A 903-nucleotide genomic window follows, 5' to 3' on the forward strand; every position below is an offset into this window, starting at 1 on the left:
TTTCAGCAACTCAGAAGCTTGTTTCCGATGTAAATAATAATGCTAACAATAGGTTGTCTAAAAGCCAAAATGGTGCAGATATTCCTGATAAAAATGAGTTTGTGAAAAATTTGGGTTTATCGGAAACGGTGAGTTTGGCTAAGAATTCAGCCCAACGCGACTGGGTAAGTGGAAATTATGCGTTAAAAAAATCTCAAGAACAATTCACGTGCAGCAGTTTAGATGTAGATGCAAATCATGAATATGCAGGCATCCGGCTAAAGAAAAAAGATGGATATTATGTCCAGATGGCAACGAATCCTGACGGACAAGATCCATTGACTATCTATTACAGAGATAAAAGTGGCAATACCATCTATTATGCAAGCTTACAAAGGAAATCTGGAACATTAGCAATGATTGACGATGTTAGTGCTGTAAATATTCCAGTTGGCGCTCCCATCTTGCATTCTCCAAGATATACCCCGAAAGGGTATCTTTATTGCAATGGTCAGACATTTGATAAATCTCGATATCCGCAATTAACGGCAGCTTATCCTGATGGTAAGGTGCCTGATTTGCGTGGTAAATCTGATACATTTAATTACATAGTGAGAGCAGTATGCAGTATAACAACTGAACAAAAATACGCTTTAGAACATGAAACAGCCGTATTGGGTAAAGATGGGTTAGCGATTCAGGCGGGTTGGATAAAAGTTTATCACACTAATCAAGTTACACGAGAATTCACACACTCTGGTATTGAGTACGTTATGCTCGGTGTCAGTTTGTCAGCCGGTGCTTATCCCGATGCGCCAGATTTTCTCGATTCTGATGATATGGCTATTTGTCGCAGTGAAGATGGTAAACGTTGGGAAATTGTCCCTGACCACCGAGGGAAAATCGTTTACAACAAACAAACCC

At 39.8% G+C, this 903-nt stretch carries 2 pseudogenes; both read left to right on the forward strand.

Going from position 1 to position 903, the window contains the following annotated elements:
• Positions 1 to 395: 395 nt before the first annotated feature.
• Positions 396 to 509, forward strand: a pseudogene (locus EAE90_RS24835) (phage tail protein); the annotation flags it as partial.
• 99 nt (positions 510 to 608) lie between these two features.
• Positions 609 to 903 (forward strand): annotated as a pseudogene (locus EAE90_RS24840) (tail fiber assembly protein); the annotation flags it as partial.

It is taken from the genome of Photorhabdus caribbeanensis (assembly GCF_018448885.1).
GTDB classification, from domain to species: domain Bacteria; phylum Pseudomonadota; class Gammaproteobacteria; order Enterobacterales; family Enterobacteriaceae; genus Photorhabdus; species Photorhabdus caribbeanensis.